The organism is Flavobacterium sp. KH_001 (assembly GCF_057840745.1).
Genome location: NZ_CM174520.1, coordinates 515,333 through 540,027 on the forward strand (window position 1 = coordinate 515,333; position 24,695 = coordinate 540,027).

Below are 24,695 nucleotides of genomic sequence, written 5' to 3' on the forward strand. Positions count from 1 at the left end.
GTTACATTTTTACGAAATCACTAGTAAAACAATTGTTTTCTTAAAAAAAAGTTAAAATTAAATCAGGAATTTAGAGCGTTTTTAAAAACATGCAATCATTATCCACCAAAAAATCGGAACACTTTCAACCCAGAAAGAAGTATAATATTTAGATCGATTTGGGTTTGCAAACAGAATAAACAACATCAACATTACGACCATTATCAGATTGATAATCAAATCATGAAAATCAAACGATAATATCCCCACAACCCAAAACGGAACTAAAAGCGAAAACCCCAAAATCTTAGTTTTTTTCACGCCAATAGTTTGCGGAACGGTTTGTAAATGCGGATCATCATTCGCCAGATCTAAAATTTCAAAAACCAAAATCAATACAAAAACCAATACAAAACGCTGAATGCATTTGATGAAGAAGTTTGCTGTAAACGGAATTTCTGCATTTATCAAAGGTAAAACCAGCGTCGCTCCTACCCAGCAAAGTGCTACAATATAAATTTTTACGCCTGCCCAGTTTCTCGCATTTTTTCTGTTTGGAAAAAACGGCAAGGTATAAAGTGCGGTTATTAAAAATATTCCAACCGAAACAATTTGCGTAATTCGCTTTAAATGGAAAAAATAATAGCCCACTAAAACGAGTGAAATGAAACTCAAAACGGCGATAATTTTCAGCTGAATTCCGATCGGATTTTTTTTAACCCGGACTAATGCATCATATTTAACAAAATTATATCCTACGATTGTTCCAAAAAAAACAAACAAGGCCATCGCTTCATCATACTGAATATGAAACACATGAAACGTGACCCTGACCAGAGCATAACACGATAAAGCCACATGAATACTGCTATTCAGGTAAAAATCTAATATCTGTTTTAAAAATTTCATGTCTTAAATCTAATCAATTGGTAACAAATCAACTCTTTGGTTATAAATTTCATAAAAATTGAAGTTAAAAATACCCATTAAATTATTAATAATACTTAATTTTGCGCCACAAAAAACAACACATTTACTATAAAATGTAATAAACCCTTGTAAATCTTGCTTAATTGGAATTTTACTTTGCTAATTACATTGCCTTTAAAAAACTAGATAGCTACAAATGAGAACAGATGCTTTTGCTTTAAGACACATTGGCCCAAGAGAAACAGATCTTCCACACATGTTAAAAACCATTGGAGTGGAATCGATTGAACAACTTGTTTATGAAACCCTTCCAGACGATATTCGTTTAAAAGCGCCTTTGAATTTAGATCCTGCAATGACAGAATACGAATTCGCAAATCATATTCAGGAACTAGGAAAGAAAAATAAAGTATTCAAATCATACATTGGTTTGGGTTATCACCCAACTATCGTTCCGGCCCCAATTCAAAGAAACATCTTCGAAAATCCAGGATGGTATACCGCTTACACACCTTATCAGGCAGAAATTGCTCAAGGTCGTCTTGAAGCTATTTTAAATTTCCAGACTACTGTTATTGAATTATCAGGAATGGAAATCGCAAATGCATCTTTATTAGACGAAGGTACAGCTGCAGCAGAAGCTATGGCTTTGCTTTTTGATGTTCGTACTCGTGATCAAAAGAAAAACAATACAAACAAATTCTTCGTTTCTGAAGAAATTTTACCACAAACTTTATCAATATTACAAACACGTTCAACTCCAGTTGGAATTGAATTAGTTGTTGGTAATCACGAAACCTTTGATTTTTCTAATGAGTTCTTCGGAGCCATTGTACAATATCCGGGAAAATATGGTCAGGTAAATGATTATACTGCTTTTGTTGCTAAAGCAAAAGAAAATGAAATCAAAGTTGCCTTTGCTGCTGATATTTTATCATTAGCGACTTTAACTTCTCCGGGAGAAATGGGTGCAGCTGTAGTGGTTGGAACTACTCAGCGTTTTGGTGTTCCAATGGGTTATGGTGGTCCTCACGCTGCTTTTTTCGCAACTAAAGAGGAATACAAAAGATCCATGCCAGGTCGTATTATCGGAGTTTCTATTGATGTAAATGGAAACCGCGCTTTACGTATGGCTTTAGGAACTCGTGAGCAGCACATCAAACGTGAAAAAGCAACTTCAAACATTTGTACAGCTCAGGTTTTACTTGCGGTTATGGCCGGAATGTATGCCGTTTACCACGGACCAAAAGGATTGCAATACATTGCTGGTAAAGTTCACGCATCGGCGGTTACTACTGCTGAAGCTTTAAATAAATTAGGCGTTTACCAAACCAACACAGCTTACTTTGATACTATTTTAGTAAAAGCAGATGCTCAAAAAGTAAAAGCTGTAGCGGAGAAAAACGAAGTAAACTTCTTCTATGTTGATGCTGATACCATTTCGATCTCATTCAACGAAACAACTTCAATCGCTGACATCAACCAAATTATATCAATTTTTGCTGAAGCTTTAGGAAAAGAAACTTTTACCGTTTCTGAATTAACTACTGCAAGTCAATTACCAGCTTCATTAGAAAGAACGTCTTCTTTCTTAACACATGATGTATTCAACAATCATCATTCAGAAAGTCAGTTAATGCGTTACATCAAAAAATTAGAACGTAAAGATTTATCATTGAATCATTCAATGATTTCATTAGGTTCTTGTACGATGAAATTAAATGCAGCTTCAGAAATGTTGCCTTTATCAATGCCAAACTGGAACAGCATTCACCCGTTTGCACCAGTAGAACAAGCGGAAGGTTATATCACGATGCTTAAAAAGTTAGAGGAGCAATTAAATGTAATTACTGGTTTTGCCGGAACAACATTACAGCCTAACTCTGGAGCTCAGGGAGAATATGCTGGTTTAATGGCGATTCGTGCTTACCACTTATCAAGAGGCGATAGTCACCGTAATGTATGTTTAATTCCTTCTTCAGCTCACGGAACAAATCCTGCTTCTGCAGCGATGGCCGGAATGAAAATCATCGTTACTAAAACGACTCCTGAAGGAAACATTGATGTAGAAGATTTAAGAGAAAAAGCGATTGAACATAAAGATGACTTATCTTGCTTAATGGTAACCTATCCTTCTACTCACGGAGTTTTCGAATCTTCAATTATTGAAATCACAAAATTAATCCACGACAATGGCGGATTAGTATATATGGACGGTGCTAATATGAACGCGCAAGTTGGATTAACAAATCCTGCTACAATTGGTGCTGACGTTTGTCACTTAAACTTACACAAAACATTCGCTATTCCTCACGGTGGTGGTGGGCCTGGAGTTGGACCAATTTGTGTGAACGAAAAACTGGTTCCATTTTTACCAACAAACCCAATCTTAAAAGTTGGTGGTGAGCAAGCGATTACTGCTATTTCATCTGCACCTTACGGATCAGCTTTAGTTTGTTTAATCTCTTATGGTTACATCACAATGATGGGAGCCGAAGGATTAAAAAGTGCTACAGAGCATGCTATCTTAAATGCTAACTACATGAAAGCCCGTTTCGAAGGACACTACCCAATTCTTTATACAGGAGAATGCGGAAGAGCTGCTCACGAAATGATTTTAGATTGTCGTTCGTTTAAAGAAAACGGAATTGAAGTTGGTGATATCGCAAAACGTTTAATGGATTACGGTTTTCACGCTCCTACGGTTTCTTTCCCGGTAGCAGGAACTTTAATGATTGAACCTACAGAATCTGAAGATTTAGCAGAATTAGATCGTTTTTGTGATGCTCTTATCTCAATCAGAAAAGAGATCGAAGCAGCAACAGCTGATGATAAAAACAACGTATTGAAAAATGCACCGCATACACTAGCAATGTTAACTACTGATAACTGGGCTTTCCCTTACACTAGAGAAAAAGCAGCTTACCCATTAGAGTACATTGCTGAAAATAAATTCTGGCCATCTGTTCGTCGTGTAGATGACGCATACGGTGACAGAAATTTAGTTTGCAGCTGTGCACCAATCGAAGCTTACATGGAAAACTAAGAAATAAGTTTTTCTAATTATATCAAAACCCGACAGATTTTAAGACCTGTCGGGTTTTTCGTTTTGGTTTCTTTTGTTTCAGGTTTCATGTTTCAAGTTTGCCCGCAACGTGAAACTTTAAACCTGAAACTTTAAACCTTTATAATCAAGGCGTGCCAGTATTTAAAAAAAGGCCTAATCAACTTTGCGCTTATGTGGCCTTTTCTTAAATACTGTCGGGCTATCCATGCTACTTCGGTAGCTTACTCCTATCCCTCACGCGGAAGAAACGATAGGTTTTGAAAAATTATCACACTCACATTTTCATAAGGTACTGTCATTTCTAGGAACGAGGACACGGGAAATCGCGAATTATACGTCACGCAAAAACCTCAAACCTCAAACCTGAAACAAAAAAAACTTTCCTCAAAATTCCATTTCAAACGTTTGAAATCTCGGTAAAACTTAAATTTCATTAAAAAATTAACAATATATCCAACAAATAATTATTATTTGACAATTATATGCATGCATAGTATTTTTTATGATAGTTATCATAATTTTTTATATAATTTAGCAATAAATTTATTGGATAATTAAGGAATAATGAAAATAAAAATAATAGGTATCGGAAGTTACATTCCGAATAAAGAAGTAAGCAATACTGACTTTGACAAACATGTTTTTTTAAATGAAGACGGAACTCCTTTTGGCTACCCAAATGAAGTTGTAATTAAAAAATTCAAGGGCATCACCGGAATCGAAAACCGCCGCTATGCCGAAACTCAACATAACGCATCCGATTTAGCTTTTTTCGCTGCTGAAAAAGCAATTGAAAACGCAGGAATCGATCGCGAAACTTTAGATTATATCATTTTCGCCCACAACTTTGGCGATGTAAAATCAGGAACTCATCAAACAGATATTTTACCAAGTTTAGCAACTCGTGTAAAAAACAAATTGGCCATCAAAAACCCAAAATGTGTGGCTTACGACATTCTTTTTGGATGTCCGGGCTGGATCGAAGGTGTTTTACAAGCTAACGCATTCATTAAATCCGGAATGGCAAATCGCGTTCTGGTAATTGGTGCCGAAACTTTATCAAGAGTGGTTGACGATCACGATCGTGACTCCATGATTTATTCTGATGGCGCCGGGGCTTCGATCTTAGAAGGATCACAGGACGAATCGGGATTATTATCTTACGAAAGCGCTACTTTTGCGAATGATGAAGCCAACTTTTTATACTTCGGTAAATCATACAATCCAGATTTAGATCCGGATATCAAATACATTAAAATGTACGGTCGTAAAATTTACGAATTTGCATTAAGCCAGGTTCCATGTGCCATGAAGAGCTGTTTAGACAAAAGCGGTATCGGAATTGACGAAGTGAAGAAAATCTTAATTCACCAGGCCAACGAAAAAATGGACGAAGCGATTATCGAACGTTTCTACAAATTATACGATAAAACTGCCCCTAAAGATATCATGCCAATGAGTATTCATGATTTAGGAAACAGCAGTGTAGCAACCGTTCCAACTTTATATGATTTGATCCTAAAAGGAAAAATCGAAGGTCATGAAATCAACAAAGGCGATGTCATCATTTTTGCTTCTGTGGGAGCGGGAATGAATGTTAATGCTTTTGTATACAGACATTAATCCTAAGTTCGATTAAGAAGTCCCGTTGGGACGTCATGTTTATAGCATAATAATTGCGTTTCGGAAAAAGCTCCATCGGAGCGGCATCCGACAATTAAAAATATCGCTCCGATGGAGCTATAAAATTGATGCTCAAATTAACCTATAAACATTACGCTCTTCCATAGCTATAAAAATTATTTAAGTCCGTATTTAAAAACAACATTTTAAATACGGACTTTTCATTTTTCATTCAAATTAAAAAACTCAAAAAAAGAAGTAATCTTTGTATATTTGCGACCTAATATAAAATCAAGAACGATAGCTTGCTTCGTTCCTCGCAAAGACTATGTACGAAAAAACGTTTCCAAATAAAAGATTCAAACTTACTTTAGAATTTTTACAAAAGCATATCAAAACCTCTGAAACAATCCTTGATTTGGGAGTTGAAAATCCGTTTTCTAAAATCATGAAAGAAGCTGGTTATTCAGTAAAAAACACCACTGGCGAAGATTTAGATTTGGATCAAAACGTTTTAAAAACAGACAACCAAGACGTTGTAACGGCTTTCGAAATCTTCGAACATTTATTAAATCCGTTCACAATTTTAAATGAAATTAAATCAGACAAACTGTTAATTTCAATTCCGATGCGTTTGTGGTTTTCTCCAGCATATCGTTCTAAAACAGATATGTGGGACAGACATTACCATGAATTCGAAGACTGGCAATTAGACTGGCTTTTAGAAAAAACAGGCTGGAAAATCATCGACAGACAAAAATGGACCAATCCTGTAAAGAAGTTTGGTTTAAGACCATTTTTACGCAGTTTTACAAATAGATATTATATTGTTTACGCTGAAAAAATTTAGATTTCAGATTGTAGATTTTAGAGTAACGATTTCTGATTTCTGATTTTTAGATATAGTAAAACCAATCTAAGATCTAAAATCTAAAATCTAAAATTTTTATATGAAGTACTATATCGTCATTCCAGCACATAACGAGCAAGATTTAATCGGCCTGACCCTGCAATCTTTGGTTTCGCAAACCGTTTTGCCTTCAAAAATTGTAGTGGTAAACGACAATTCTACAGATAAAACAGAAGAAGTTGTTTTGGGTTTTGCTAAAGACAATCCGTATATTTCTGTTGTAAACAAAACTTCAGATGCTATTCACATGCCGGGAAGCAAAGTAATTCAGGCTTTTCAAAAAGGTTTTGAAACACTGGATTCTGAATACGATATTATTGTAAAAATTGACGGCGATTTAATTTTCCCGCCCAACTATTTCGAAACAATCATAAAACACTTTGAATCCGATCCAAAAATCGGAATGGTGGGTGGATTTTGTTACATCGAAAAAAATGGCGACTGGGTTTTAGAAAACCTAACCGACAAAGACCATATCCGCGGTGCTTTGAAAGCGTATAGAAAAGCAACGTTCCAACAAATTGGGGGGTTAAAACCTGCTATGGGTTGGGATACAGTAGATGAATTGCTTTGTAAATATTATGACTGGAAAGTTGTTACAGATGAATCTTTGCATGTAAAACATCTTAAACCAACCGGTGCCAATTATAATAAAACAGCACGTTACAAACAAGGAGAAGCTTTTTATACTTTAGGATACGGTTTCTGGATCACGGCAATTGCATCAGCTAAATTGGCTATGATGAAGAAAAAACCATTTCTGTTTCTGGACTATATCAGAGGATTCTGGAAAGCTAAAAATGCAAAAACACCGTTATTAGTTACATCGGAACAAGGCAAATTTATCCGAAATTATCGTTTCAAAAAAATGAAAGAAAAGTTAATTTGATTCGGAAAACAGGCGAAAATCCAAAAGTCATAACCCAAAACTCGTAACTTCTTTTTACCTTAGCCAATATTTCAAAAATTATGATGCTAATTCGTTATTTATCTCAAATAGGAAGATATTTTTTAATGTTGAAGGAAATTTTCAATAAACAGACAAAATGGTCTGTTATGAAAAAATTGATTTTCAAAGAAATCGATGACTTAATAATCGACTCTCTTGGCATCGTTTGCTTTATCTCCTTTTTTATTGGAGGAGTTGTCGCCATTCAAACTGCATTAAACTTAACGAACCCATTAATCCCAAAATATTTAATTGGTTTTGCTACACGTCAATCTGTAATTCTAGAGTTTGCTCCTACTTTTATTTCGGTAATTATGGCCGGAAAAATGGGATCTTACATCACTTCAAGTATAGGAACAATGCGTGTTACGGAGCAAATTGATGCACTAGAAGTTATGGGAGTTAATTCATTAAACTATCTTGTTTTTCCAAAAATAGTAGCCTTATTAATGTATCCGTTCGTAATCGGAATTAGTATGTTCCTGGGAATCTTTGGAGGATGGCTTGCTTGTGCTTATGGAGGTTTTTCAACTAGTCAGGACTTTATTCAGGGTGCTCAAATGGAATTTATTCCTTTTCATATTACATATGCTTTCATTAAAACTTTAATTTTTGCAATGTTATTAGCGACAATCCCATCTTTCCACGGGTATTACATGAAAGGTGGTGCACTTGAAGTTGGTAAGGCTAGTACAGTGTCATTTGTCTGGACATCTGTTTGTATTATTCTTTTCAATTATATATTAACTCAATTACTATTAGGATAATGATCGAAGTAAAAAACATAGAAAAATCATTTGGCGACAGTAAAGTTTTAAAAGGCGTTTCGACCGTTTTTGAAACTGGAAAAACCAACCTAATAATTGGACAAAGTGGATCCGGAAAAACTGTTTTATTAAAAACTTTACTAGGAATTCACTCGCCTGATTCAGGTACAATTGAATTTGATGGACGTGTATATTCTGATTTAAATCCGGATGAAAAAAGAGAATTAAGAACTGAGATCGGAATGGTTTTTCAGGGAAGTGCTTTATTTGATTCAATGACCGTTGCTGAAAATGTTGCTTTTCCATTAAAAATGTTCACGAATGATAACAAAGCAAAAATCCAAGAACGTGTTGATTTTGTTTTAGAAAGAGTAAACTTAGTTGATGCACATAAAAAATTACCATCAGAAATCTCCGGAGGAATGCAAAAACGTGTTGCGATTGCCCGTGCGATTGTAAATAACCCGAAGTATTTGTTTTGTGATGAACCGAACTCTGGTTTAGATCCAAACACTTCAACCTTGATTGATAATCTGATTAAAGAAATTACAGAAGAATATAATATTACTACCGTAATTAATACGCACGATATGAACTCAGTTATGGAAATTGGAGAGAATATCGTATTCCTGAAAAAAGGAGTAAAAGCGTGGCAGGGAACTAAGGAAGAAATCTTTAGAACCGATAATAAAGATATTGTGAAGTTTGTTTACTCATCAAACTTGTTTAAAAAAGTAAGAGAAGCATACTTAAAAGGTTAAAACCTTTTAAAATTTCAATAAAAAAATTCCAAATTCCAAACTGCAAAGGTTGGAATTTGGAATTTTTTTTATACTTGGAATTCAAAAGATTGAATTTCCTTTTTATTAGAATTTCTCATTAATATTGATCAACTCCACCTCTGCATTAGGATTAAAAAGATACGTTTTACCGGAACTGATTTCGATACATTCAAAACGTTTTGTTCGTACCGCAAGCTTCTTGAATATTTTACCGTTTTTAATTCTGAAAACACTTCCATATGGAATCTCAAAAACGTAATTTTTATCATTTCCGGCATCATATTGTTTTAAAGCCAGAGACAAAGTCGTATCAGTGTCACTACTTGCAGATGGGTTTTTAAAATGCCTTGCTAACAACGGCAGTAAGCTTCCCGGAAAAATCTCAGGACGAATATAAGGAACCATCAAACGTTGAAAAGTAAATTTCCATTCATTTCCATGTGGTTTGATATTTCGTCCAAACTTTTCAAAAGCTACCAAATGTGCAATCTCATGGATCAGGGTAATCAAAAAACGATATTTATTTAGGCTCGCATTTACTGTAATTTCATGTTTACCACTAAGTCCTCGTCTGTAATCACCATGACGCGTCTGGCGCTCATTTACAATTTTCAGATGAACCTGATTGGCAACAATCAATTCAAAAACAGGCTTTACAGCATGCTCGGGTATATATCTTGCTAAAGTTTCGTTCAAATCGATTGCGTGTTTAATAAATCAAAAAACAAATCTAAGAAAACATTTTATAAAACCTGTACAAACAGCTATGATACTTACAAGGTTAGATATTTTATATAACTACTGTTTACATCATTTTTAATACCACCTTCAGCAGCATAGAAAATATTTAGTTTTGTTTGCTTGTCTTTTATTTCTTTTTCAACTTCTTGTACTTTACGTTCCTGATAATCTAAAGAACGGGCTTTTTGAAGAAATTCTAAACTACTTTTATAATTATTTAGAACGCCAAAACTTGAAGCAATATTAATATAACAGGCCCAAAGAGCAGCCTTTTGTCCTTTATCGTTTGCGTCTAACTGTTTAGAATATCCTTCCATTTTTAGAATGAAGTCAGTAAAAATTCGCTTTTTATTTATGAAGTTTTTATAGTCCCGTAAATTTACGTCACCATGAAAAGCTTCTGAATTATCTTTAATTGTCAAATTATTTTTTTCAATAAATTCAGAATTTGCGGCTAAGAGTGAATCATCTACAGTAGGCTGAGGCTTAGATTTGGACCAGTTTTCCATAGCATCAACATCCTGATTTAACTTCACAAATATTGGATTTTTATCTTCTTTAGAAATTCTTGAGAAAAGATAAGTTTCCTCATAATAAGCAACTCCTATCCATGAAACAACCCTGCTTTTCATATAGCGCTGAATATCCGTCACAAGCTCATTATAAATCAGGTTTTTATCTGCATTTTCAGTTAAATAATTCACCGCTTCGCCTCTGGTTTTAAAATTAAAAATAGTCCCCTGAGATGCACTAGTACCACTCATTCTCTGTTTAACAAAGATGGTTTTTTCTAAAACTACTTTATCAGTGACGCTATTTTTAAATTTAAAGAAAACATTGTATTGATAATACATTTCATATCCAAAAGGTTTTTCTGCCGATTTTGCTTCTTGTATTTCTGCAGCATACGCGATATGATCAATAAGCACATCAAGTATAAGGTGATCTTCAGCTTTAGCAGCCGATTCATTTCTGTATCCTAAATCAGCAATTGACGGAATAACTTCACCTTTATAATTTACCTCTGTTTCTGTACCCGCAAGTGGACGAACTAAATATTCCTTTTTGAAAAATTCATTATAAGTAAGCGGACCACGCCCTCCCTTTTTTTCACCATCAATCAAAATAGCAATTGGCCTGTCGGAAAGATTCATTTTTACCGTATACGTTCTATAATCTTTAGGAATATAAGTCTCTGGAAAAACAAAATTATAAAAACTCAGATGCTCTGATTTATAGGATTGAGCGGAAATGATTTGATTAGAAAAAACGGTAAATAAAACAATTACAAGAATTAGGATTCTTTTTTTCATTAGTTTGATTGTAAGGTTTGGGGCTAAGTATTGTATTTTATGGATTTGTTGAAGAAACTTCTAACACTTTTCCATTAAAGTATTTATTTCCGTTAAGCGTAAAATCATAAATATAAGTCGCCATTCCTTCAGCAGAAATTGGGGCCTGATAACCCGGGAAAGCTTCATTCAGCATTTCCGTTTGAACGGAGCCTAAAGCCAGAACATTAAATGAGATTCCCTGTTCTTTATATTCTTCAGCTAATAATTCGGTTAAGGTAATAACGGCACCTTTGCTCGAGCTGTAAGCGGCCAATCCTCCAAATTTCAAACTTCCTCTTACACCACCAATCGAACTGATGGTTACGACATGGCTTCCACTTTGAAGATAAGGTAAACAAATGCGGGTCAGATTGGCTACTGCAAAAACATTCACTTTGTAAATACTTTCAAAATCAGCCTGAGTGGTTTCTGCAAAAGGCTTCAATAATAAAGCTCCGGCATTATGTACAACGGCATCTACTTTTTTCCAGGTTGATGAAAGAAAACCTTCCACTTCCTGTAAAGCAGTTTCATCAGATAAATCAACAGAAAGACAGGTAACATTTTGATGCGCTAAAAGCGTCTGAGGTACTTTTCTGGAAATAGCTAAAACCTGATGTCCGGCATTCGCAAACTGCAAAGCCAATTCATATCCAATTCCTCTACTTGTTCCGGTAACGATAATATTTTTCATATGGAGATACTATTTCTTTTTTTAATGGAATATATAGAATCGCCATTCTAAGTCTCGATTTTTATTTGGAATCATGGCGATTTCTTGAAGCAAAAGTAAGCAAATCCAATAAAAAGAAAGGTTATTATTTCATCGTAATTTCTTCTGTTGGTGTCGATGAAATTTGGGTTACAGCCGGTAATAATTCCTGTATAAAAGAAGTCATATGCGGAATATCCATCACTTTGAATTCATCTGAAACATGATGATAAAAATCGAAGTTTTCGAAATCAAAAGTACTTATGGACTGGCAAGGTTTTTTGAACGCTTCGTAAAAAGAATAATTATCAGATCTGTAGAACAATTTATACTCGGCTTCTTTTGGTAAAAAACCAATTGTATTTTTTCCGGTATACTGATTTATTTTCTCCGCCATATTCGATTTATCAAAACCGGTGATGTATGCCAGATAATCGCGTTTCATTGGCACACCAACCATTTCGATATTCAACTGCGTATAAATATTGAAATTTTGCTTTTTCAATTTCTCGACTAAACTTTTAGAACCTAAAAGTCCTTTTTCTTCTCCCGCGAAAAACACAAAAAGAATACTACGTTTGTTTGATTTTGTCTCTGCAAAATATTTCGCCATTTCAGCAACAACCGTTACGCCGGAAGCATCGTCATTTGCGCCATTATTAATCACATCATCCTGCTTTTTTTTCTCCACACCAATATGATCGTAATGTGCACTTAAAACTACGAACTCCTTTTTTAACTCCGGATCTGTTCCCTCTAAAACCCCCACAATATTATATGCTGGCGATTTAAAATTGGTCAAAGTATCACGATACGTTTTAAAATAAGGCTTTACATTATTCTTCTTAAAGAAATCTTCTAAGAACACTGCTGCTTTTTCAATTCCTTTCGTTCCGGTTTCGCGGCCTTCCAATTCATCTGAAGAAAGGTATTTTAAGAAATCGGAAACATCAGCTTCTTTTACTTTATACGAAATGGCTAAAGGTTTTGAATCTGATTGGGCTGCCTTTTCAGTTGTTGCGGAAGGATTCGATTTACAACTTAATAAAACTAACGAAAAAAGAAGAAAGCAAAGTTTTTTCATGATTTAATTTTTTAGAAGGCTAAGTAATTGGTTTAAAAGTATAAACTTCTGAAGAGGAAAAAAAATATTTCATAAAAAAACCCTTTCGAACTTAAAGCTGAAAGGGCAATTTTTATATAAATGATCGTAAAATTATCCTGCGATAACGGATCTGGAAATTACGATTTTTTGAATTTCAGAAGTTCCTTCGTAAATCTGAGTAATTTTTGCGTCACGCATAAAACGTTCAACATGATATTCTTTTACGTAACCGTTTCCACCATGAATTTGTACTGCTTCAACAGCTGTATCCATTGCTACTTGCGAAGCAAATAATTTTGCCATCGCTCCACTTACGTCGTAGTTCTTGCCCTGATCTTTATCCCAGGCTGCTTTCATACATAAATGACGTGCCGCTTCGATATTAACTGCCATATCTGCCAATTTAAAGGCAATTGCCTGGTGGTTGCAGATTTCTGTTCCGAAAGCTTTTCTTTCCTTAGAATATTTCAAAGCCAATTCATATGCCCCTGAAGCAATTCCTAAAGCCTGAGACGCAATTCCGATACGACCTCCCGCCAATGTTTTCATTGCAAATTTGAATCCGAAACCATCTTCACCAATTCTGTTTTCCTTTGGAACTTTTACATCACTAAACATTAAAGAGTGTGTATCAGAACCACGGATTCCCATTTTTTGTTCTTTTGGTCCAACTGAAAAGCCCGGCATGTCTTTCGTCATGATCAAAGCATTGATTCCTTTATGCTTTTTCTCCGGATGCGTTTGCACAATTACCAAATAAACAGATGCAGTGTTACCATTCGTAATCCAGTTTTTTGTTCCGTTTACTAAATAATGGTCGCCCATGTCAATACCAGTCGTTTTTTGAGAAGTTGCATCACTACCTGCTTCAGGCTCGCTTAAGCAAAAAGCACCGTGAATTTCTCCAGATGCTAAACCTGGTAAATATTTTTGTTTTTGTTCTTCAGTTCCAAATTCTTGCAATCCCCAACAAACTAAAGAGTTATTTACAGACATTACAACAGAAGCTGATGCATCAACTTTAGAAATTTCTTCCATTGCGATTACATATGAAATAGCATCAAGTCCGCTTCCTCCGTATTTCGGATCAACCATCATTCCCATGAATCCTAATTGCCCCATTTTTTTTACTTGCTCGGTCGGAAAAATTTGTTTTTCGTCACGCTCAATAACACCTGGCAACAATTCGTTTTGGGCAAAATCTCTGGCGGCTTGTTGAATCATTAAATGCTCTTCGGTAAGATTGAAATCCATAGTCTAAATTTATTTTATTGTTTTTTGAACCAAAAATTAGGCATTTTGGTCAGGTCAGTGGTTAGTTTTGTTTTTCCTTGCCAATTTTTGTTGAAATGGCTTTCAAAGATAATTTTTAAAAGTCAATTTAACAATGCATGCATATAAAATTAATAGATCAGCAATAATTACGATAACGTTTTCGTAATACTATTGCATTTTAAGCCTACAAGCATAAAGTCCGCAATGTTTTCTCTAAAATTTAAGAATAAAATTTCACATAAAAAGTACTTTACTAAAAAGTTTTAGTAAAAAAATAGTGCAAAAAAGGCTAAACACTTCTTAAAACAGGTAATTGTACGTAAAATTACTCTTACTAAATTGATTGTTAATCTTATACGTTATAAAAAATAAAAATTTCAAATGAAAAAACATGTCGTTTAACAACTCAATATTAAGAAATTAACATTATTTTTGCCTAAAAATTATTATATCGACAGCTTATGAAAAAGATTTTACTTGCACTTACATTCCTTTTAAGTTTACAATTTTCGACCGTTTCGGCCCAAACTCAGTTAGAAGTTAATGGCGTAACAGTTCCAAGAAAAATTGAAGTACAAAATAAAACAATGCAACTTAACGGTGCTGGCGGAAGATCAAAAATGTGGTTGGAAGTTTACGTTCAGGCCCTTTATTTAACGCAGTTAAGTCAGGATCCAAAATTCATTATTGATAGCGATACTGAAATGGCGATCAGAATTGAAATTACTTCTTCTATGGTTTCTTCAAACAAATTGACTAAAGCAATGAACAGTGGGTTTGAAAAATCTGCGGGAAGTAATCTTGAAGAATTAAGACCAAGAATTGAGCAGTTCAAAACATTGTTGAGCGACCCAATTACAGAAAAAGACGTTTTTGTATTATGGTACAATCCATTTGACCAAACGGTAAACGTTATTAAAAATGAAGTTGTAAAAGGAAAAGTTCCTGGATTTGATTTCAAAAAAGCATTATTCGGAATCTGGTTATCAGACAAACCAGTTGACGAAGCATTAAAAAAGCATTTATTAGGAATATAATCTCCTAACCTTCATAAAATTTTAAAGCCGAAAGCGTTATGTTTTCGGCTTTCTTTTTTTCTTTAAATAAAATTGAGGCAAAATACATTATTCGCATTATTCTATTTTATACTTTTACGCAAAATAAACATATCACAACAAAATGAAAGATTTATTACAGCAATTTGAAAATAAAGAACCTGAAATTGTTTTTAACTGGAAAGATTCTGAAACAGAAGCAGAAGGTTGGACAGTAATTAATTCACTTCGTGGAGGAGCCGCAGGAGGTGGAACAAGAATGAGAAAAGGCTTGGATATGAACGAAGTTCTTTCTTTGGCTAAAACGATGGAAGTTAAATTTTCAGTTTCTGGGCCTGCAATTGGAGGCGCTAAATCCGGAATTAATTTTGACCCAAATGACCCTCGTAAAAAAGGTGTTTTGCAACGTTGGTACAAAGCGGTTTCACCTTTATTAAAAAGTTATTACGGAACTGGTGGTGATTTGAATGTTGATGAAATTCACGAAGTTATTCCGATGACGGAAGAATGTGGTGTCTGGCATCCGCAGGAAGGTGTTTTTAACGGACACTTCAAACCAACTGAAGCTGATAAAATCAACAGAATTGGTCAATTGCGCCAGGGTGTAATTAAGGTTATTGAAAATCCAAAATTCTCTCCAGACGTAACGAGAAAATATACTGTTGCTGATATGATTACAGGTTATGGCGTTGCCGAAGCTGTTCGTCATTTCTACAATACTTATGGTGGAGACATTAAAGGTAAAAAAGCAATTGTTCAGGGATTCGGAAATGTTGGATCTGCAGCTGCTTTTTATTTAGCTGAAATGGGAGCTAAAGTAATTGGAATTATTGACCGTGACGGAGGATTAATCAACGAAGAAGGTTTTTCTTTTGAAGAGATCAGAACGTTGTTTTTAAACAAGGACGGAAACAAATTAGTTGCCGACAATATGATTCCGTTTGAGGAAATCAATTCTAAAATATGGACAATAGGTGCTGAAATTTTCACTCCTTGTGCTGCTTCCAGATTAGTACAACAAACTCAAATCGATAGTTTAATTGCAAACGGATTAGAAGTTATTTCTTGTGGTGCGAATGTTCCTTTTGCCGATAAGGAAATTTTCTTCGGATCGATCATGGAAGAAGTAGATCATAAAGTAAGTTTGATTCCTGATTTTATTTCGAACTGCGGAATGGCAAGAGTTTTTGCTTATTTCATGGAGAAAAAAGTGCAAATGACAGATGAGGCGATCTTTAATGATACTTCAGAAATTATAAAAAATGCGATTGTAAAAGCACACGCTTTGAATCCATCAAAAACAAATATCAGTGCAACTGCTTTTGAGATTGCATTGAAACAATTAGTATAATATTTTTATACTTTTCTTTTAAACGAGTCAAATAATCTTTGGCTCGTTTTTTTTTGCCACAGATTTTAATGATTAAAAGATTTCATGCTTTGCGATTAATTTTTTCACGCAGATTTGGCAGATTGAGCAGATTTTGGCTTGTGGTTAGAATTTCACGCAGATTTAAAATAGATTTAAGCAGATTTGCGCAGATCTATTTTAAAATTAAATCTGCTAAAATCCGCCAAATCTGCGTGCAAAAAATATACGCATAGCTTTTGTTTTTAATCTCGCAAAGGCGCAGAGGCGCAAAGAAAAACTTAAAAAAGAAAAACTTTGCGACTTCGCGACTTTGCGAGAAATAAATTAGCGTTCCTTGCGTAGACCTTAGCGAACCTTGCGGTTAAATTCCTTCTTTGATTCTAAACAATTTTTACTACTTTTAAACGTTTTTAATAAGATACAATACAAAATTCAGAATCATAATGAGTTCCACTATTTCTTCAGATAAAAAGAAATCTCTACTACTCACCACGGCGATATATGCAGTTATTTTAGTATTACTGTTTTTTATACGTTTTTGGCCTCCCTACAACCCGGAAAATAATGTAGCACTTGCTGAAGGCGGTGGTGGCGGTGGCGTGACTGTGAATTTTGGAGACAGCGATTTAGGGTCTGGAGCGAATTATAAAAGCGAAGTTTTAAATGTAAAAAACCAGGCAAAAGCCACTCCAGCCAAATCAACTCCGGATGAGGCAATCATAACACAGGAAAATAGCGCAGATGATGCTAACGATGTTGTTATTCCCGTAAAGGAAAAGCCTAAAAAACCAACTCCTGTTGTAAAACCGGAAACAAAACCAGTTCCTCAAAAACCTAAAGTTTCGAATTCTACCAACGATGCTTTATCGAGCATTATGAAAGGATCGAACAAAGGCGGAGACGGCGATGATAAAGTGGCAGGAAACAAAGGAAAAGCTAACGGAAGTTTAGGTTCTAACGGTTATTACGGCAGCGGAGGTTCTGGCGGCGGAACTGGCGGTGGAAACGGAACCGGAAATGGTATTGGTACCGGAAGCGGTTACGGAGCCGGAAGCGGCGGTGGTTCTGGCGGCGGATCAGGATATTCTCTTGGAAATCGAAAAGCATTATCGAAACCTGCACCAAAATATACTTGTAACGAAGAAGGAAAGGTAGTTGTTGAAGTTACAGTAGATCAAAACGGAAAAACAATTAGCGCAACGGCCGGAATAAAAGGAACAACCAATACAGCGAGTTGTTTATTAGATCAGGCAAGGATTGCTGCGATGAATACAAAATGGGCACCAGATGATAACGCTCCTGTAAAACAAACTGGGAAGATTATTTATAATTTTAGTTTGAATTAAAACATGGATTTACTTCGTCTGTTCGCTATCGCTCGAGTCACGGATTCTCACGAATTTGATTCTATAAAAAAGGCTTTCTGAAATATCAGAAAGCCTTTTTTATGTTTTATTCGTTTAGTTTGTCATTTCGACCGAAGGGAGAAATCACACTCGGGATGGACGTACTGAGTGTCTTCTCTTTATGTGATTTCTCCCTTCGGTCGAAATGACAAGATTGTGGTTACAATTCTAGTGAGATTGATTCGTTCCTCGCAATAAATACTCTTTCTTCAATCTATTCTCTTTCCTCTTGCTTCTTGCCTCTTTTCATCTATATTCTATGTTCTACACTCTATACTCTATTTTCTAAGCGTGAGGGATAGGAGCAAGCTACCGAAGTAGCGCGGATAGCCCGACCGTACCGAGATAAGAAGGCGTATTTACGCAAAGTATATTTGTCTTCTTATCTCGGTATGGTCACGCCCTGATGATAAATCTACTTCGGACTTGTAGCAATTACGAACTTCAAATTGTTCTTCACTCCTATTTGCAATACATCAACTAAATCCTGTACTTGCAAATTAAATGGAATACGAACGACAACGGTTTGATCTTTGTCTGTTCCAATTTTAGTCATTAAACTGGTTTCCAGATTTTCGAAATCAACGGGTTCTTTGTCGATATAGAATTTTTTATCTTCGGTAACGGATAAGCTAATAAGCTGTTTGTTTGTTTTTTCATTTGATTTCGCTTTTGGCAAAGTCATTTTAATAACATTAGGGTTTGCAAGCGTTGAGATAATAAGGAAAAACAACAGCAGGAAAAACATAATATCACTTAAGGATGACGTCGCCACTTCGGCATGAAATCTTCTTTTTCTCTTAATAGACATAGCTTATGCTCTTTGAATTATATTGACAAATTCTAAAATCTGTTTCTGAATTTTTAAGGCAAAATCATCAATTTTTCCGTTCAATAAGTGGTACGCGCTATACGCAATAATACCCACAATTAATCCTGAACCTGAACTGATCATTTTTTCGTATAAACCTCCGGAAATGTTTCCGATACTAATATTTTCTGTAACTGAGATGCTGTAAAAAATCTTGATAACTCCGGAAATTGTTCCGATGAAACCTAGTGTTGGCGCGATACCGGCGATAAGTCCCAGATGTCCTAAACGGCGTTCCATTTCGCCAATTTCAATATCGGCGGCGCGGTCCATGTTGGACTCGATTTCAGCAATTGGTCTTCCGATTACGAGAACTCCTTCTTTTAGAATATTTGCTGCAGCAGTATCGCTTCTTTCTACAATTGTTCTGGCCAATTCAATATTTCCTGCGTTTAGTTTATCACCAACATCCTGCATTAGTCGGCTGTCAATTTTAGACGCTTTGCTGATATATAAATAGCGTTCAAAAATGATATATATAGTGTAAAACAATAAAATAGCGATTGGAATCAGGAAAAAACCCCCTTTTAAGATAAATCCTAAAACTGAGATTTCGGTATTTGGTGCAATTTTTTCGATTACTACGTTTGATGCGGCGTTTGCAATGGTATCTGTTTGTTGTTGAATAAAACTAAACATATATTAATTCTGGTTTTTAATAATTAATTGTAAAAAATATTTGAAATTTGCAATAAAGATAATTTTCACTCCCTTATAAAACTAAAAAAATCGAAAATTATTTCAATCCGCAACCATTTTATATAAAATAAATGAACTATCAAGAGACCACAAACTGGATGTTTAACCAACTCCCAATGTATCAGCTTCAAGGCGCTTCGGCATACAAAGAAGATTTGACTAATATTAAACTATTGGCGGCTCATCTTGATAATCCTCAAAATCAGTTAAAATGCATTCACGTTGCGGGAACTAATGGCAAAGGATCGACTTCGCATATGCTGGCTTCGGTTTTGCAGGAAGCGGGATATAAAGTTGGACTGTACACTTCGCCTCACTTAAAAGATTTTAGGGAGAGAATTAAAATTAACGGGGAGGATATTTCTCAAGATTTTGTTATTGAATTTGTAGCGAAACATAAAGGCTTTTTTGAAGCCAATGATATGAGTTTCTTCGAAATGTCGGTTGGTTTAGCTTTTGATTATTTTGCTTCTGAAAAAACAGATATTGCGATTATTGAAGTTGGTTTGGGCGGAAGACTGGATGCGACGAATATTATCACGCCTTTGGTTTCGGTAATTACCAACATAGATTTGGATCATATGCAGTTTTTAGGAAATACAACTACTGCAATTGCCGGAGAAAAGGCCGGAATTATAAAACCAAATGTTCCGGTTGTAATTGGAGAATATACGGAGGAAACGGAGGCTGTATTTTTAGCGAAAGCGAAAGAAAACAATGCGCCTATTTATTTTGCTGCTGATTTAATTTCCGGAGTTTTCCCATCTGATTTGCTTGGTGATTATCAGTTTCATAATAAAAAAACGGTTCAGCAAGTTGTCGTTGTTTTAAACTCACAAACCGATTTTAAAGTTTCGATTGATAACCTGAAAAAGGGTTTATTAAACACTATAAAAAATACCGGATTGCAAGGCAGATGGCAGCAGTTGGGAGAAAATCCTAAAATAATCTGTGACACGGCACACAACAAACACGGATTGGCGGTTGTGATGAATCAGATTCAGAAAGAAACTTTTGAAAATTTACACATTGTTTTAGGGGTTGTTAATGATAAAGACCTGGATTCGATTTTACCGCTCTTTCCTAAAAAAGCGCACTATTATTTCTGCAGACCCGATTCGTCCAGAGGATTATCCACTGAAATTCTTCAGGATACAGCCAAAAAGTATAATTTATTGGGAGAAAAATATGATTCGGTTGAAAGTGCCTTTTTAGATGCTAAGAAAAATGCCACGAAAGACGATTTCATTTATGTTGGCGGAAGCACTTTTGTAGTCGCAGAACTGCCGTTAAACAGTAAAATTTAACGTTTATCGATTAAACGACTATTTCATAACTACCTGTTTACTAATGCTTTAAATTTGTTCAGTTTTTTAATAACCAATACAAATTTAAATCATGAAAACAAGAAGTACACTTCTGGGGCTCGTTCTATGCATGACCCTGGGGTGCGTCATTGGCAACGCACAAGAAAAAGAAGAAAAAGCAAAACCCGTAATTATTACCATGACCACTTTGCATCGGAGTATGGATGTTAAAGCAAAAGACTGGAAAGCTGCTGAACAGGAATACTTTGATAAAGTAACCAGCAAAAACGACCTCATCATTGGTTCAGAACTCATGACCCATTATTACACAGACGACAATACCGAAGTTATTCTGGTTAATGTCTACAAAAGCTGGGATGATATTGAAAAAGCAAAAGCGATCAGTGATGATTTGACTAAAAAAGGCTGGCCTGATGAGAAAGCCAGAACTGCTTTTTTCGACAAATATGAAAAATTCTATACTCCCGTGCACTCCGATGAAATCTACCAAAGCATTACTTCTATTGGTGAAATCCCTTATAAAGACCAAACTAAAAAACCGATGATTGTTTATCTTAGAAAATCTCAGATGAATCTGGACGGTAAGGGAAAAAATGTAAAAGAGTTTAATGAAAAAATCACTTTCAAAGATCCCTTTATAAAAGCTTATTATCCGTTTAGACATTTGTGGGGCTCTAATAGTACTGACTTTATGGAAGCGTTTTTCTACGATTCTTTGGCCGATTTAGAAAAATCCAGCGAAAAAATAGACGAACTGATCAAATCGACCTGGCCCAATGAAAAAGATGCGGATGCTTTTTTTGATGAATTGGAAAAATCTTTTACCGGAAAACACAGCGATTACATCTACAGGAACATTCCGTCGCTATCAAAATAGAAATTTAACCTAAAAATTCATGCCCATAACAAATTCTACCCCAATGAGATAGAAAATACATTAAAAAAACTTTAAATTTTTAGTGTGTTTTCTTTGCAGAACTCGAAAACTAGCGTATATTTGCACTCGCAATCACGAAATGATAGCAACCTAGTAAAATAGGGCGATTAGCTCAGCTGGTTCAGAGCACCTCGTTTACACCGAGGGGGTCGGGGGTTCGAACCCCTCATCGCCCACCAAAAACTCCTTAAGAAATTAAGGAGTTTTTTTTGCTATATTTTCTTTTGACTCGCTGTTGCGGGCACGGATTGCAAATCCGCGCTATCGGATTTGCTATTAAAAGTCCTGCCTCCCAATTATGGTAATAATGGATCAGTTGCAAAACCTGGGGATTAGGCAAAAAGATTAGATAATCTGAACAAGAAGAAATCAATATTTCTCACTCCTCTAAATTGACTTCTAAATGCTTTTATTTTTGCGTTGAAAGATTCGGCCGATGCATTAGTACTTCTGTTGTCAAAATAGTTTAAGATTGACTGATAATTAACTGTTATAGTATTGAGCAGAATATTAAAGTTTTTAAAACCCGATTCCTCTACGTTTCTATACCAATGTGCCAATTTGGTCATTGCAATATGTTTGTCATTGTTGTTATTGTAAATACTGCGAAGTTGTTGATTTAGATTATAGGCTGTTTTTATATCAGGATACAGTTCAAATACCATTTGAGCTCTTTCATTTTGACTCTGAGTCCATTTTTCTCGAGATTTATAAAGTAAATATCTGCTTCTTGCCAATAGCTGTTTTACAGAATCTCCATTGGGTAATAGCTCGGGAAGATATGCTCTATTTTCTCTTTTTGCATGTAATATCAATTGATTTTCAAAATCCATAGCTTCCCATCGATGTTTGATTCTGATCTCTTGTAAAGCTTCAAGCGCTAATTTTTGAACATGGAATCTATCGGTAACCTGTACGGCTTTTGGGAAACATCTCTTTGAGATTAACTTCATGGAGTTAGCCATGTCTAGTGTTATTTCTTTCACACAAGATCTCTTTTTATAATCAATCTTAGAGAGGTGTTCTATAACTTGTTCGGCTTTGGTTCCGGCAACAATAGCTACTAAGGAGCCTTTTTTACCTTTGAATTTCTTATTGGTTACAATAGTATAAAGTTCTCCCTGAGATAAAGCCACTTCATCAATTGATAAATGTGTACCCATATTCTCAGGATAAATAATCCACTGATGCGCATGTTCGCGCGGGGCCCATGTACTGAAGGAACTTAGATGTTTCTTATATTGCCTTTGAAGTTTCTTTCCATTGACACCGAAAAAACCTCCAATAGTATGACAATCGGCAGCACTCTTATCTATTAATTTCTTTTAAAAAAGCCGCAAACTCCTGAGTCATGCGGGTTCCTTTGGCAACTAATGTCCAATCTCTTTTAATAATTTCCCCATTGGTTTTATTGGTCCAGCGGCGTCTTTTGATATGCAAATAGACGAACTTACCTCTGAGCGGGAAATCCTGAATAGTAATCTCGTCTAAAAAACCTTTTGACACTAATTCAAAGGCAGTAAACTCTTGTGGAGGCTTGATTTTTTCCTCAAAATAAAGGTGCAATACTTCCTCTGTGTTAGTGGTAGAAACTACTTCAAAGTGGTCTACTAAAAAATCAGGGAGCATAAATTTTAAAAGATCTATAGGGGTCATCTCAAATTCTTAGAGTGCTAATTTCTTATTTTATTTTGACATTTCCTCCCCAGGTTTTGAGATTGATCCGTAATAATCTCTATCCGTTTATCTCCATTGACTTGATAGTAAATAGTATCAGCACCACAAACACAATAGCGATATCCTCTTTTTATGTGGTCGGCTGATGGAAATAAAAAAGGATTTTCTTCTATTTTATCAAAACAATCATAAAACATATTATAATAATTATCCGCCTGATCAATGCCAAACTTACTAACACCATAATAATAAATTCTTCTTAAATCTTCTTTGGCTTCGCTACTTAAATAATAGCTATACATTAGGCAAATCTTTTTTAAATTCCGCTAACATTTCTTCTCTGGTTTGTTTTTTTGCAAAACCACTTTTTTCTCCTTTATCTATTTTAGCTCTCACAAACTCATAATATTCTTCTTTAGAACGAGCTTGTTTAATTAAATAGTTAATAGCTTCACTTTTACTACTAAACTCTTCTGTTTTAACCTGATTTTTCAACCACTCTTCATTAAGAGCTGTTAATGATATACTTTGGCGTGTCATAATAATAAATTTAAATTGGTGTAAATTTACACCAAAATTCAAAATGAAAGACCTATTTATACAAAAAACATACATTCCTTAAAAAAATAAGGAATGTATGTTTTGTATTTCGCAAATACCTTCGTGCTCACGAGGGGGATGCTTTCTGGCAGCAAGGAAATTTTCTTCAAATCTGTTATTTTCTTTTCTTCAGCTGAATAACTTCACTTTTTATAGAATCATTCTGTTTTACAGTATCTAGTTCTTTCTTGATTATTTCATTGTCATTAATTGTATCATTATCAATTACAACTGGGTCTCCATCTATTGTTGCTTTTCCCATACAGCTTGTTAAAGAAAAAAGAAGACTCAATGAAAATAATGCAAATGTTTTAATTGGCTTAATCTTAATTCCGCTTATTCTATTTCTCAAATTATAATATTTGATATTGTTTTTGGTTTCGATCTGATTCGATTTAAAATGTCCGCATATACTTTCTTTGCTTGAATGTTGAATTAAATAATTTTGAATTTCAAGATTTTCCATTTTTGTAAAATCAACTACCGTTTTATTACACGAATTACAGAATTTTCCATCCTTATTTGGTATCATTGAATTCCAATTTTGATTGCAAGGTTTAGGTATATTAATTTTCT

Annotated in this window: 24 protein-coding genes and 1 tRNA gene; 12 read left to right on the forward strand and 13 right to left on the reverse strand. The window is 34.9% G+C overall.

Going from position 1 to position 24,695, the window contains the following annotated elements:
- Positions 1 to 81: 81 nt before the first annotated feature.
- Positions 82 to 888: a UbiA prenyltransferase family protein gene (locus AC3ITQ_RS02440; protein WP_489236670.1), complete on the reverse strand. Its 807-nt coding sequence runs from the start codon at positions 886 to 888 to the stop codon at positions 82 to 84.
- A gap of 217 nt (positions 889 to 1,105) precedes the next feature.
- Between AC3ITQ_RS02440 and gcvP the strand changes: the two genes are divergently transcribed.
- From gcvP to AC3ITQ_RS02470, 6 genes are all read left to right on the forward strand, one after another.
- On the forward strand, positions 1,106 to 3,955 hold the full coding sequence (gene gcvP, locus AC3ITQ_RS02445) for an aminomethyl-transferring glycine dehydrogenase (RefSeq protein WP_489236671.1): 2,850 nt from the start codon (positions 1,106 to 1,108) through the stop codon (positions 3,953 to 3,955).
- Between the two features lie 585 nt (positions 3,956 to 4,540).
- Positions 4,541 to 5,599, forward strand: coding sequence for a 3-oxoacyl-ACP synthase III family protein (locus tag AC3ITQ_RS02450; protein ID WP_375033749.1), 1,059 nt, complete (start codon positions 4,541 to 4,543; stop codon positions 5,597 to 5,599).
- 328 nt (positions 5,600 to 5,927) lie between these two features.
- A complete protein-coding gene (locus AC3ITQ_RS02455; RefSeq protein ID WP_489236672.1) occupies positions 5,928 to 6,449 on the forward strand; it encodes a class I SAM-dependent methyltransferase in 522 nt (173 codons plus the stop codon).
- A gap of 100 nt (positions 6,450 to 6,549) precedes the next feature.
- Positions 6,550 to 7,398, forward strand: coding sequence for a glycosyltransferase family 2 protein (locus AC3ITQ_RS02460; RefSeq protein ID WP_489236673.1), 849 nt, complete (start codon positions 6,550 to 6,552; stop codon positions 7,396 to 7,398).
- Between the two features lie 80 nt (positions 7,399 to 7,478).
- Positions 7,479 to 8,225: an MlaE family ABC transporter permease gene (locus tag AC3ITQ_RS02465; protein ID WP_072974880.1), complete on the forward strand. Its 747-nt coding sequence runs from the start codon at positions 7,479 to 7,481 to the stop codon at positions 8,223 to 8,225.
- The gene (locus AC3ITQ_RS02470) at positions 8,225 to 8,986 is read left to right on the forward strand and encodes an ABC transporter ATP-binding protein (RefSeq protein ID WP_194657309.1); all 762 of its coding nucleotides are present in this window, start codon (positions 8,225 to 8,227) and stop codon (positions 8,984 to 8,986) included. Before AC3ITQ_RS02465 ends, AC3ITQ_RS02470 begins: the two co-directional genes overlap by 1 nt.
- Before the next feature lie 105 nt (positions 8,987 to 9,091).
- Here the strand turns inward: AC3ITQ_RS02470 and AC3ITQ_RS02475 are convergent, their stop codons facing one another.
- From AC3ITQ_RS02475 to AC3ITQ_RS02495, 5 genes are all read right to left on the reverse strand, one after another.
- Positions 9,092 to 9,703, reverse strand: a complete 612-nt coding sequence (locus AC3ITQ_RS02475; protein WP_489236674.1) for a SprT-like domain-containing protein — start codon at positions 9,701 to 9,703, stop codon at positions 9,092 to 9,094.
- Positions 9,704 to 9,780: 77 nt separating this feature from the next.
- Positions 9,781 to 11,061 carry a hypothetical protein gene (locus AC3ITQ_RS02480; protein ID WP_489236675.1) on the reverse strand — a complete coding sequence of 427 codons (1,281 nt, stop codon included), beginning with the start codon at positions 11,059 to 11,061 and terminating at the stop codon, positions 9,781 to 9,783.
- Between the two features lie 37 nt (positions 11,062 to 11,098).
- The gene (locus AC3ITQ_RS02485; protein WP_489236676.1) at positions 11,099 to 11,776 is read right to left on the reverse strand and encodes an SDR family NAD(P)-dependent oxidoreductase; all 678 of its coding nucleotides are present in this window, start codon (positions 11,774 to 11,776) and stop codon (positions 11,099 to 11,101) included.
- Between the two features lie 124 nt (positions 11,777 to 11,900).
- The gene (locus tag AC3ITQ_RS02490) at positions 11,901 to 12,878 is read right to left on the reverse strand and encodes a M20/M25/M40 family metallo-hydrolase (protein ID WP_489236677.1); all 978 of its coding nucleotides are present in this window, start codon (positions 12,876 to 12,878) and stop codon (positions 11,901 to 11,903) included.
- 132 nt (positions 12,879 to 13,010) lie between these two features.
- Positions 13,011 to 14,153, reverse strand: a complete 1,143-nt coding sequence (locus AC3ITQ_RS02495) for an acyl-CoA dehydrogenase (protein WP_489236678.1) — start codon at positions 14,151 to 14,153, stop codon at positions 13,011 to 13,013.
- A gap of 482 nt (positions 14,154 to 14,635) precedes the next feature.
- On the opposite strand from AC3ITQ_RS02495, the gene AC3ITQ_RS02500 reads away from it, so the two are divergent.
- From AC3ITQ_RS02500 to AC3ITQ_RS02510, 3 genes are all read left to right on the forward strand, one after another.
- On the forward strand, positions 14,636 to 15,211 hold the full coding sequence (locus AC3ITQ_RS02500; protein ID WP_489236679.1) for a chalcone isomerase family protein: 576 nt from the start codon (positions 14,636 to 14,638) through the stop codon (positions 15,209 to 15,211).
- A gap of 142 nt (positions 15,212 to 15,353) precedes the next feature.
- The gene (locus AC3ITQ_RS02505) at positions 15,354 to 16,580 is read left to right on the forward strand and encodes a Glu/Leu/Phe/Val dehydrogenase dimerization domain-containing protein (protein ID WP_026983006.1); all 1,227 of its coding nucleotides are present in this window, start codon (positions 15,354 to 15,356) and stop codon (positions 16,578 to 16,580) included.
- A 464-nt stretch (positions 16,581 to 17,044) separates the two neighbouring features.
- Positions 17,045 to 17,947, forward strand: coding sequence for an energy transducer TonB family protein (locus tag AC3ITQ_RS02510; RefSeq protein ID WP_489236680.1), 903 nt, complete (start codon positions 17,045 to 17,047; stop codon positions 17,945 to 17,947).
- A gap of 475 nt (positions 17,948 to 18,422) precedes the next feature.
- Here AC3ITQ_RS02510 and AC3ITQ_RS02515 read toward each other — a convergent pair whose 3' ends face one another.
- The gene (locus AC3ITQ_RS02515) at positions 18,423 to 18,818 is read right to left on the reverse strand and encodes an ExbD/TolR family protein (protein ID WP_072974900.1); all 396 of its coding nucleotides are present in this window, start codon (positions 18,816 to 18,818) and stop codon (positions 18,423 to 18,425) included.
- Positions 18,819 to 18,821: 3 nt separating this feature from the next.
- Entirely contained in the window at positions 18,822 to 19,517 is a 696-nt protein-coding gene (locus tag AC3ITQ_RS02520; protein ID WP_026983009.1) for a MotA/TolQ/ExbB proton channel family protein, read from the reverse strand.
- A 131-nt stretch (positions 19,518 to 19,648) separates the two neighbouring features.
- On the opposite strand from AC3ITQ_RS02520, the gene AC3ITQ_RS02525 reads away from it, so the two are divergent.
- The 3 genes from AC3ITQ_RS02525 (at position 19,649) to AC3ITQ_RS02535 (ending at position 22,021) form a co-directional block, all read left to right on the forward strand.
- On the forward strand, positions 19,649 to 20,884 hold the full coding sequence (locus AC3ITQ_RS02525) for a bifunctional folylpolyglutamate synthase/dihydrofolate synthase (RefSeq protein WP_489236681.1): 1,236 nt from the start codon (positions 19,649 to 19,651) through the stop codon (positions 20,882 to 20,884).
- A 91-nt stretch (positions 20,885 to 20,975) separates the two neighbouring features.
- Positions 20,976 to 21,782 (forward strand): hypothetical protein, encoded by an 807-nt coding sequence (locus tag AC3ITQ_RS02530; protein WP_489236682.1) that lies wholly within the window; start codon positions 20,976 to 20,978, stop codon positions 21,780 to 21,782.
- 161 nt (positions 21,783 to 21,943) lie between these two features.
- Positions 21,944 to 22,021: transfer RNA gene (locus AC3ITQ_RS02535), tRNA-Val, on the forward strand.
- A gap of 153 nt (positions 22,022 to 22,174) precedes the next feature.
- On the opposite strand, the gene AC3ITQ_RS02540 is transcribed toward AC3ITQ_RS02535, so the two are convergent.
- From AC3ITQ_RS02540 to AC3ITQ_RS02560, 5 genes are all read right to left on the reverse strand, one after another.
- Positions 22,175 to 23,158, reverse strand: coding sequence for an ISAon1 family transposase (locus tag AC3ITQ_RS02540; RefSeq protein ID WP_489238880.1), 984 nt, complete (start codon positions 23,156 to 23,158; stop codon positions 22,175 to 22,177).
- Positions 23,151 to 23,498, reverse strand: coding sequence for an ISAon1 family transposase N-terminal region protein (locus tag AC3ITQ_RS02545; protein ID WP_489236683.1), 348 nt, complete (start codon positions 23,496 to 23,498; stop codon positions 23,151 to 23,153). The genes AC3ITQ_RS02540 and AC3ITQ_RS02545 overlap by 8 nt, the downstream gene beginning before the upstream one ends.
- Positions 23,499 to 23,515: 17 nt before the next feature.
- Complete coding sequence (locus AC3ITQ_RS02550; RefSeq protein WP_489236684.1) at positions 23,516 to 23,821, reverse strand: type II toxin-antitoxin system RelE/ParE family toxin; 306 nt, start codon at positions 23,819 to 23,821, stop codon at positions 23,516 to 23,518.
- Positions 23,814 to 24,059 (reverse strand): ribbon-helix-helix domain-containing protein, encoded by a 246-nt coding sequence (locus tag AC3ITQ_RS02555; RefSeq protein WP_489236685.1) that lies wholly within the window; start codon positions 24,057 to 24,059, stop codon positions 23,814 to 23,816. Before AC3ITQ_RS02555 ends, AC3ITQ_RS02550 begins: the two co-directional genes overlap by 8 nt.
- Before the next feature lie 175 nt (positions 24,060 to 24,234).
- The gene (locus AC3ITQ_RS02560; RefSeq protein ID WP_489236686.1) at positions 24,235 to 24,651 is read right to left on the reverse strand and encodes a hypothetical protein; all 417 of its coding nucleotides are present in this window, start codon (positions 24,649 to 24,651) and stop codon (positions 24,235 to 24,237) included.
- Between the last annotated feature and the right edge of the window lie 44 nt (positions 24,652 to 24,695).